Here is a 9,208-nt window from a genome sequence, read left to right as displayed (position 1 = left end):
TCTGCAGGCGCTCCAGCTGCTCGCGAATGACGCCGTCGACCGGCGTCGCCCAGCCAGCCAGACCACCCGCGGCCTGACCGCTGACGGCATACGTCTGGCTGAGGATGGTGCGCTCGCCATCGGCTTTCAGCTCCCAGGTCATCACGGCGTTGACCGGCTCGGCCTGCAGCGGGCCTAGTCCTCCGTTCAGGCGCAACAAGCGGTTCGGTGTCGCCATCACGACATGCTGATGCTCGACGCTGCCGCCATCCGCCAGGCGTTCGCAGAAGCAGCCGCCGGCGCGCGCATCGAGGCTGAAGTTGGCGGCCTTGCCGGACCAGCTGTGCTCCTGGTTCCACCAGCGCGCGGGCTCGATCAACGCGGCCCAGACCTTGGCCGGTGGCGCGGCGATCGTCACCCGATTGCGAGCAAGAAAACCCTGTTCGCCAGCTTTGACCACCTCGGCAGCGGCACTCAGCGGCAGCAACACGCCCACCAGCAAACTCGAGGCCAGCGATGCAAAAGCGGTCAAACGCAAAGAACAGGACATGGTTCGGCTCCGGTACGGGGCCTGATTGTCCGGCCAGCAGATGACGCGGCGCTACACTGTGCGCCGCAAATCCCCTGAAAATCCTCGCGTTCTGCCATGTCCCGCGTTCTGTCCAGCCTGTTCGTCGAGCAACTCACCGTCATCGACTGCGCCTATCTCGATGCACGGCGCGGTGTGGTCGGCGAAAGCTGGATCGTCGACATCGAACTGCGCGGCGAACTGGACGCGCAATCGATGGTGCTGGACTTCGGCGAGGTCAAGGAGCGCCTGAAGCGAGCGCTTGACGACAGCGCCGATCACACGCTGATCGTGCCGCGCCGTCACGCCGGGCTTTCCGTGCATGAAGCCGGCGGCAGAGTCGATCTGGAATTCCGGGGCCCGGCGGCAGGCGCGATCGAGCACAGCTCGCCGACGGTCGCCGTGACCCTGCTCGATGCAGAAAGCGTGACCAGCGACGCGCTGGCCGCGCATCTGAAGCCCGTGCTGGCCGCTGTGGTGCCGGCCAACGTCGCCGAACTGGTGCTGAACCTGCGCAGCGAAGCGATCAGCGGCCCGTACTACCACTACACGCACGGCCTGAAGAAGCACGCCGGCCATTGCCAGCGCATCGCCCACGGCCATCGGTCGCGGATCGAGATCCTGGTCGACGGCGTTCGCGATGCCGCGCTCGAAGCCGAACAGGCCGCGCGCTGGGCCGATATCTACCTCGGCACTCGTGAAGATCGGGTGTCGACGGCCAATAGCCGCCAGCGCTACGCATACACCTCGGCCGAAGGCGCGTTCGCGCTGGAACTGCCGGCCGAGCACTGCGATCTGCTCGAAACCGACACCACCGTGGAATGCCTTGCCGATCATCTCGCCGGCCTGGCGGCGGCTGCGCGGCCGGGCCGGGACATCGCGGTGCGCGCCTATGAAGGCGTGATGAAAGGGGCGATCGCCCGGCGCCTGCGCTGAGCACCGGCGAAAGTCGGTTTTTGTTCAGCGGCAATTCAGATCGGCGGCGTAAAGTTCGGCCATGAACAAGGCTCCCGTCAAAATAGTCATTCGTGTTCTGTCCCTGATCGGCATCGCTGCCACGATCGCAGCCTGTACGCCGCTCGAAACCTACGACGATGACTACGGCGGTCGCAGCCAGCGCGATGTGGTGGTGCGCTACGAATCCTACGGCTACCCGGATTCCTACTACGGCCCCGGCTATTACGGTGCCGGCTGGTACAACCCAGGCTGGTACGGCGGCTACTACTACGGTGGCGGCTACTACGACGGCCGTCCTTATTACGGCAACGGCGGCGGCTATTACCGCGGCCAGCGCTACTACCCGCCTGGCTACAACGGCCGTCGCGATGACGACCACAACTGGGATCATGACGGCCGCGGCCGTGACCGCGATGGCAACGGCCGTCCGCGCAATTCCGAGCCGCCGATCTACGCCGACCCGAACCCGGGCCGCCCTCGGCCGCGCGATCCGGATCGCGGCAATGGCTATGACGGCGATCACCGCCCGCCGGTCGTGGCGCCGCCGTTGCCGCCGGGCCAGCGCGGCAATCTGTCGGATCGCGACCAGGGCCGCGATCAGAATCGCCAGCCGCCGACGGTTCCGGGGCAGCGTCCTACGGCCAGAAACGATGGCCGTGACGGCCGTAACGACTACCGCAACGACCGGAATGACGCGCCGAGCCGCAATTCCTCGCCGCCGCGTCAGCAGCCCGAGCCGGCACAGCGCCCGCCGATACAGGCGCCGACGCAGCGGGCGCCTCGGGACAATGACGACGACAACCGCGGTGGCGGCCGTCGCCTGCCCCGTGGCCCGGGCGCCTATTGATCGTCAAATGGCACACGCGCCGGCTAGTTCAGCCGGCGCGTTTATAATCGCCGCCCGCCAGACCCGTCTGATCTGTTGAGCCGCCATGACTGCCGCCAATACCGATGTCCGCTTTGAAGCCCGCCAGACCATCGAACAGGTCGAGGAAGGTCACGACCTCGCGCCAAAATTCGACGAGCATGGCCTGATCGCCTGCGTGACCACGGCGGCGAACACCGGCGAAGTGCTGATGCTCGGCTACATGAACGCCGAAGCACTGAAGCTGACGATCACCACCGGCGAAGCGCACTACTACAGCCGCTCGCGGAAAGTGCTGTGGCACAAGGGCGCGACCTCCGGCCTGGTGCAGAAGGTGGTCGAGATGCGTATCGACGACGATCAGGATGCCGTCTGGCTGCGGGTCGAGATTCCCGGCGACGCGAGCTGCCACGTCGGCTACCGCTCCTGCTTCTATCGCTCGATCCCGACTGGGGAAGGCCCAGAAATTACGGATGGCACTCGCGTCCTTAAGTTCGAAGAGAGCGAAAAGATGTTCGAGCCGAAAGCCGTCTACGGCGACGCGCCGAATCCGACCATCCTTTAAGTCGACCGAACGAGAAAAGCCCGAGGGCGGATCTTCCGCCCTCGGGCTTTTTTGTGGTCGATGCCGCCCGATCAGGCGCGCGCTTGGGTCCAGCGATTGGCACGCCCGAAGGTACCGATGTCATTGAAGCGCACGCCCATCTCGCGCATCACCTTGTGAGCCACCGGCGCGCTCATCTGGCGGATGTAGAACGGTTCCTTGACCACGAAATGATGGATCGCGTGAGTCGAGCCGAAATTGAAGCAGAACAGATGGAACGGCGTCATCCACCAGGCGTTCAGCACCTGGCACTGCTGCAGTTCGTTGCCTGGCTCGACGTCACCGAAGTAATGCATGTTCGAGCTGACGAAGTGCAGGCTGAAGCTGCGCAGCACGTTCGGCGCGATCCAGGTCACGGTCAGGAAGTTGATCACCTGCATCGCCGTCAGGATCCATGACCACCAGCCGATCTCGGTGCCGGCCAGCTGTGCGGCGCCATTGATCGCGTGGAAGCCGAGAAAGTTGTACCAGATGCCGATCTGCAGCCAGCCGAGCGGGAAATAGCCGGCCGCAGCGCTCAGAAACAGCTTGGTGCGCTTGTGCGCTGGCACCTTGCCCATGCGCAGTGCCACCGACAACACGTTGTCGCCGGTCATCAGCAGGCGCTTGATGCCCCAGCGCTCGCCGTTGGTGATCGCGCGTTCTTCGAGATCGTTCTGCTGGCCTGAGAACTTGTGATGGTTGAAGTGCAAGCTGCGCCGCGCCCAGGGGTTGATCGTCGTCGGCCGCGCCAGCCAGACCAGCGCCATCATCAGGTGATGCGCCCAGGGTGTCTTCTTGAAGTACATCCAGTGGATCAGGTCGTGTTCCAACTCATGCGTCAGTGACGCGAAGATCGCGACCAGCGGAATGCACAGCCAGGCCGACAGCGTGCCTTCGTAGTAAGCCCAGCCGCAGGCGATGATGCCGAGCCAGGAGATCGCGAGAATCGCCGCACCGATCGCGTTCTGATGCTTGAGGATCGGATGCGCCTCGCGTAGCCGCTGGCCTTCTGCAGTGACCACGGCCTTGATGTGCGCGGCCTTTTGCTCGTCGCTCATGCTCGAAGGGTTGATGACGGCTGTGCTCATGGTGAGTTTCCGGACGATCGCTGGATTACGATGAGCCGCATTGTTGTTCCGCCCCGCCACGCCCGCCTGATCGCCGACGCCACGATGTTGTCCGTGCACGACAAGCTGCCGATTCCAATAGTCAGGGCCACGACGGCGACCACGCTGACCAGCTGGGCCCGGGCGATCCGCAAGGCGCTCGATGCCGCCGGTGTCGACAGCGCAGCCTTGTTCGCCGAAGCCGGCCTCGACGTCGCCGCACTCGCCGACGCCCAGGCGCGCTATCCGGTCGCCCGCACCAACCGGCTCTGGCAGCTCGCCGTCGAGGCCACCGGCGATCCGGCGTTCGCGCTGATCGTCGCTCGCCAGTCCGGACTGCTGACCTTTCACGCACTCGGCTATTCGCTGTCTGCCTCGGCAACCCTGCGCGAAGCCTTCGAGCGGCTACTACGCTATTTCCGGGTGGTCAGCGATGGCGCCGAGCTGCGCTTCCGCAGCGTCGGCGCGCAGTGCATCTACGAAATCGCGCCGACAGCCGACGGTCATGCGCCGATTCCGGAAGCGGTCGATGCCTTCGCGTTCGTCGTCGTGCGTCTCTGCCGCGGTCTGTATGCCCGCGATCACGCGCCGCTGGAAGTGCGGCTGCGCCGCCCGCAGCCCGCCGATCCGGGGCCCTGGCAGCGCGCATTCAAGGCGCCGGTCGCATTCGGCGCTGATCGCAATGAATTGATCTTCGATGCGGCCGCCTTCGACGTGCCGCTGGAAACCGCGAACCCGGAACTGGCGCGACAGAACGACGAAGTCGCGGCGCGCTATCTGGCCCGCTTCGGCAAATCGCTGATCCGCGAGCGCCTGCGCGCGGTGTTGATCGAACAGCTACCGCGCGGCGAGCCCAGCCAGGATCGCGCCGCCGAAGCGCTGCACCTGTCCAGCCGCAGTCTGCAACGCCGCCTCGCCATTGAGGCCACCAGCTACAAGACCGTGCTCGACGACGCGCGCCGCGAACTGGCGTTGTCTTATCTGCGCGAAGCGCGGCATTCGATCAGCGAGATCACATACCTGCTCGGCTATTCGGACACGTCCAGCTTCACCCATGCGTTCCAACGCTGGACCGGCATTGCGCCGAGCCGCTGGAAGCCGGGCTAGCTCGGCTACTTCTTCTTGCCGCGCTTGCCCAGATTGCGCAGCAGGCCGAGCCCCGGCACCAGTTCGCTGACCACCTTCGGCTTGCTAATGCCGGCGCGAACCAGGGTCATCGCAAAGGCGCGGACGATGCGGTCGCGGTTCTTGAACACGCTGTTGACCATCGGGATAGCGCGGTCGTTCATCATCGTCACGGTGTCGTCCGGCTCATCGCCGAAGCGGTAGCGCAGGGTCAGTTTCACTTCCAGCGGCTCATTGCGACGACGGCGGCGCGGCTTGGCGTCTACGCTATCGGGGTCTTCTTTCTTGCCCACGCTCCGTCTCCAATGATTGCTGCCAAACCGCTGCCTGCTCATCTTCTGGTCTTCGCCCACGGCAAGGAAAGCGGTCCCTGGGGCATCAAGATCAGCCAGCTGGCCAAGGTCGCCGAGGCCTGCGGTTACACGGTGATCTCGCCGGATTATAGACAGACGATGGACCCGGACCGCCGCGTCGAGCAGTTGCTCGAACTGGCGCCGAAAGCCCGCGGCGCGCTGGTGCTGGCGGGCTCCAGCATGGGCGGCTATGTGTCGGCGATGGCAGCCGGCGGCCTGGAGCCGGATGGCCTGTTCCTGATCGCCCCGGCGCTGTACTTCCCCGGCTACGACCGCGAACCGCCACCGCCGCCGGCGCTGACCCGCATCGTTCACGGCTGGGACGATGACGTGGTGTCGCCGGAAGCGGCACTGCGCTACGCCCATACGCACAGGGCACAGCTGACGATGCTTAACGGTGATCACACACTGAACGCGCGCATCCCCGAACTCTCGGCGGTGCTGCGTGAACTGCTCGAAGTCGCCAAGCTGCACGCCGCGTATCGCCTGGCCCGCTATGTGATCAGTGCGCCGGCCGGTCCGGTCGAGGTGCGCGTCGGCGCGGTCGACGCGGCGACCGAACGGCTGCTGGCCAGCCGCTGCGACATCGATGCGAACTGGGCGATCGTCACCGCCTGCAATCCGCTCGGCGAAGTCGCCGGGGATGAAGACAACGCTCAGGCGATGGCCGAACTGCAGGGCCGGCTCGATGCGGCTGGCGTCCGCTGGTTGCCCAGCGTGGCGCTGGACCCAGAAGGCGTCTGGCCGCCCGAAGTCGGCGTGCTGCTCTGCGATCCGCAACCCGGTTTCGCCGAAGCGCTGGGCCGCGAGTTCCGCCAGAACGCGATCGTCCGGGCCGTGCTCGGCGCGCCGCCGGAACTGCGCTGGCTGCGCTGATGAAGCCTGCTTGGGGCCCCGGCGATCAGGCTGGCGCGCTGCCGTCGCCGACCGGTTTGTAGACCGCCAGAAACTCCGGCGGCTGACGGCGCGGCCGGCCGCGCTTCATGTCGACGCAGACCCACAGGGTGCGAGCGCGCATCACCGTCTTGCCGTCGGACGGCCGAATGATCTGGTAGCCGCGCCACATGGTGATGCGCTGATCGTTTTCGATGATCCAGGTACCGAGCAGCAACTCGTCGCCGGCGAAGGTCGGTGCCAGATAGTCGAGTTCGTGACGGCGGGCAACGCAGCCGGCATCGAGCGCGCGATAGCGCTCCATGTTCATGCCCAGCGCATGCGAATGGCTCCAGGCCACCCGCTCCAGCCAGCCGAGATAGACGACGTTATTGGTATGGCCCATCTCGTCGGTATCGGCCGGCTGCACGGTGACCGGCAGCTGGTGCACGTGCTCGGGGGCGATGTCCCATTCTTTGGCCCAGGTCTCGCTCATTCGGTCTTGTCGTAAGTCGGTGATCGGCCGTTTATTGTGGCCCAAGGTCGCGCAGGCAGCGGCGGAAAAAACGACGCGGCCGTGGCTGATATAATCCGCACCAGTTCGGTCCCGTATCGGGCCAGATGAGGTTCCAGCCCACATGCTCAAGATCGCCAAGCTCACCGATTACGGCACGCTCGTGATGACCACGCTGGCGCTGGAACCGGCTGCCTGCCTGAACGCACAGGAGCTGGCAGCCCGCTCGCACGTGGCCGCGCCGACCGTCGCCAAGCTGCTGAAGCTGCTGGTCAAGGGGGGGCTGGTGGTGTCGACGCGCGGCACCCATGGCGGCTATCGCCTCGCCCGCGGTGCTGAAACGATCACCGTGGCCGATGTCGTCTCAGCGCTCGAAGGTCCGATCGCGATCACCGCCTGCGCCCAGCACGGCGGCGGCTGCACGATCGAAGGCAGCTGCACCTCGCGTTCGAACTGGCGGTTGATCGATGAGGCCGTGCGTCAGGCCTTGTCCGCCGTCACCTTGGCGCAGATGGCCGCGCCGCGTGCCCAGATCCAGACCGCGCGAATGCACGGCAAGAGCGTGCCGCTGCACGTCTTCGCCGCCCGCGAATGAATTGCCTCGAATGAACACACTTTCGCATTGAACCAGGGATCAGCAACCATGATGGCAGCCAACCCCCAAACAACCGCCGAAGCAAACGTCCGCGACGTGACCGCGATGGTTGCGAGCCGCAAGCTCTACAGCGCCGGCTTCATCACCGACATCGAGGCCGACAAGGTTCCGCCTGGTCTTTCCGAGGACGTGATCCGTCTGATCTCGGCGAAGAAGGACGAGCCCGAGTGGCTGCTGAACTTCCGCCTCAAGGCCTATCGCCGCTGGCTGACGATGACCGAGCCTGAATGGGCGCATGTCGACTATCAGAAGGTCGACTACCAGTCGATCTCCTACTACTCGCAGCCGAAGTCGATGAAGGACGGCCCGCAGACCCTGGCCGACGTCGATCCGAAGCTGCTCGAAACCTACAAGAAGCTCGGCATTCCGCTGCGCGAGCAGGAAATGCTCGCCGGCGTGCAGAACGTCGCCGTCGACGTGGTGTTCGATTCGGTATCGGTCGGCACTACCTTCAAGAAGAAGCTGCTCGAAGCCGGCGTGATCTTCTGCCCGCTGTCGGAAGCGGTGAAGAACCATCCGGAACTGGTCAAGAAGTATCTCGGCTCGGTCGTACCGTTCGCCGACAACTTCTTCGCCGCGCTGAACACTGCCGTGTTCACCGAAGGCTCCTTCGTGTTGATCCCGAAGGGCGTGCGCTGCCCGATGGAACTGAGCACCTATTTCCGCATCAACGAGCGCAACACCGGCCAGTTCGAACGCACCCTGATCATCGCCGAGGAAGGCTCGCACGTGAGCTATCTCGAAGGCTGCACCGCACCGCAGCGCGACGAGAACCAGCTGCACGCGGCGGTCGTCGAACTGGTGGCGCTCGACGATGCCGAAATCAAGTATTCGACGGTGCAGAACTGGTATCCCGGCGATGAAGACGGCAAGGGCGGCATCTACAACTTCGTGACCAAGCGCGGCGACTGCCGTGGCGCGCGTTCGAAGATCAGCTGGACCCAGGTCGAGACCGGTTCGGCGATCACCTGGAAATACCCGAGCTGCATTCTTCGCGGCGATGACTCGGTCGGCGAGTTCTATTCGGTGGCGCTGACCAACCATCGTCAGCAGGCCGATACCGGCACCAAGATGATCCACATCGGCAAGCGCACCAAGTCGACGATTGTCTCCAAGGGCATCGCTGCCGGCCGCGGTCAGCAGAGCTATCGCGGTCTGGTCCGCATCCTCGATTCAGCCGAAGGCGCGCGCAACTACACGCAGTGCGATTCCCTGCTGATCGGCGATCAGTGCGGTGCCCACACCTTCCCGTACACCGAAGTTCGCAACCCGACCGCGACCCTGGAGCACGAAGCCACCACCTCCAAGATCGCCGACGACCAGCTGTTCTACTGCCGCGCCCGGGGTATCGGCGAGGAAGAAGCGGTCAGCATGATCGTCAACGGTTTCTGCAAGGACGTGTTCAAGGAACTGCCGATGGAGTTCGCCGTCGAGGCGCAGAAGCTGCTGGGGATCAGTCTGGAAGGGGGCGTGGGGTGATGCCAGCGCGCCTTCTTCTATCGGGCAAGCTCCCATGGCGCTAAGGCCGCCCAAACCCGAATCAACGGATTTCCTGCGGGTCGACATGCTGCGATTTGTCGCCTCGGCGGGCATCGTCTGGCACCATTCGCACGAGTTTTTCTATCCG

At 65.0% G+C, this 9,208-nt stretch carries 11 protein-coding genes; 7 read left to right on the top strand and 4 right to left on the bottom strand.

Translation table 11 applies throughout. The annotated features are described in order from the left end of the window. Positions 1 to 529: SRPBCC domain-containing protein (locus tag QZY06_RS09595; RefSeq protein ID WP_295683407.1), on the bottom strand; the 529-nt coding region annotated here is incomplete at its 3' end. 96 nt (positions 530 to 625) lie between these two features. On the opposite strand from QZY06_RS09595, the gene QZY06_RS09590 reads away from it, so the two are divergent. From QZY06_RS09590 to hisI, 3 genes are all read left to right on the top strand, one after another. Next, positions 626 to 1,483, top strand: coding sequence for a 6-carboxytetrahydropterin synthase (locus QZY06_RS09590; RefSeq protein ID WP_295683405.1), 858 nt, complete (start codon positions 626 to 628; stop codon positions 1,481 to 1,483). Positions 1,484 to 1,544: 61 nt separating this feature from the next. Further along, positions 1,545 to 2,351, top strand: a complete 807-nt coding sequence (locus QZY06_RS09585; RefSeq protein ID WP_295683403.1) for a hypothetical protein — start codon at positions 1,545 to 1,547, stop codon at positions 2,349 to 2,351. A gap of 85 nt (positions 2,352 to 2,436) precedes the next feature. Then, positions 2,437 to 2,934, top strand: a complete 498-nt coding sequence (gene hisI, locus QZY06_RS09580) for a phosphoribosyl-AMP cyclohydrolase (protein WP_295683401.1) — start codon at positions 2,437 to 2,439, stop codon at positions 2,932 to 2,934. A 71-nt stretch (positions 2,935 to 3,005) separates the two neighbouring features. Here hisI and QZY06_RS09575 read toward each other — a convergent pair whose 3' ends face one another. Continuing rightward, positions 3,006 to 4,043 carry a fatty acid desaturase gene (locus QZY06_RS09575; protein WP_295683398.1) on the bottom strand — a complete coding sequence of 346 codons (1,038 nt, stop codon included), beginning with the start codon at positions 4,041 to 4,043 and terminating at the stop codon, positions 3,006 to 3,008. Between the two features lie 30 nt (positions 4,044 to 4,073). Between QZY06_RS09575 and QZY06_RS09570 the strand changes: the two genes are divergently transcribed. Next, positions 4,074 to 5,168, top strand: a complete 1,095-nt coding sequence (locus QZY06_RS09570) for an AraC family transcriptional regulator (RefSeq protein WP_295683395.1) — start codon at positions 4,074 to 4,076, stop codon at positions 5,166 to 5,168. A gap of 5 nt (positions 5,169 to 5,173) precedes the next feature. Here QZY06_RS09570 and QZY06_RS09565 read toward each other — a convergent pair whose 3' ends face one another. After that, entirely contained in the window at positions 5,174 to 5,479 is a 306-nt protein-coding gene (locus QZY06_RS09565) for a hypothetical protein (RefSeq protein ID WP_295683392.1), read from the bottom strand. A gap of 12 nt (positions 5,480 to 5,491) precedes the next feature. Between QZY06_RS09565 and QZY06_RS09560 the strand changes: the two genes are divergently transcribed. Then, positions 5,492 to 6,415, top strand: a complete 924-nt coding sequence (locus QZY06_RS09560) for a DUF3293 domain-containing protein (protein WP_295683390.1) — start codon at positions 5,492 to 5,494, stop codon at positions 6,413 to 6,415. Positions 6,416 to 6,440: 25 nt separating this feature from the next. Here the strand turns inward: QZY06_RS09560 and QZY06_RS09555 are convergent, their stop codons facing one another. Then, positions 6,441 to 6,908 (bottom strand): thioesterase family protein, encoded by a 468-nt coding sequence (locus QZY06_RS09555; protein ID WP_295683388.1) that lies wholly within the window; start codon positions 6,906 to 6,908, stop codon positions 6,441 to 6,443. A 142-nt stretch (positions 6,909 to 7,050) separates the two neighbouring features. Here QZY06_RS09555 and QZY06_RS09550 point away from each other — a divergent pair, with 142 nt between their 5' ends. Both QZY06_RS09550 and sufB read left to right on the top strand, forming a co-directional pair. Beyond that, positions 7,051 to 7,521, top strand: a complete 471-nt coding sequence (locus tag QZY06_RS09550) for an SUF system Fe-S cluster assembly regulator (RefSeq protein WP_295683386.1) — start codon at positions 7,051 to 7,053, stop codon at positions 7,519 to 7,521. A gap of 105 nt (positions 7,522 to 7,626) precedes the next feature. Next, positions 7,627 to 9,060 carry a Fe-S cluster assembly protein SufB gene (gene sufB / locus QZY06_RS09545; RefSeq protein ID WP_367275602.1) on the top strand — a complete coding sequence of 478 codons (1,434 nt, stop codon included), beginning with the start codon at positions 7,627 to 7,629 and terminating at the stop codon, positions 9,058 to 9,060. The last annotated feature ends 148 nt before the right edge of the window (positions 9,061 to 9,208 follow it).

The organism is uncultured Nevskia sp., from assembly GCF_903885465.1.
GTDB lineage: Bacteria > Pseudomonadota > Gammaproteobacteria > Nevskiales > Nevskiaceae > Nevskia.
The sequence above is the reverse complement of the archived record's forward strand: the minus strand, read 5'-3'. Positions and strand labels throughout refer to the sequence as shown.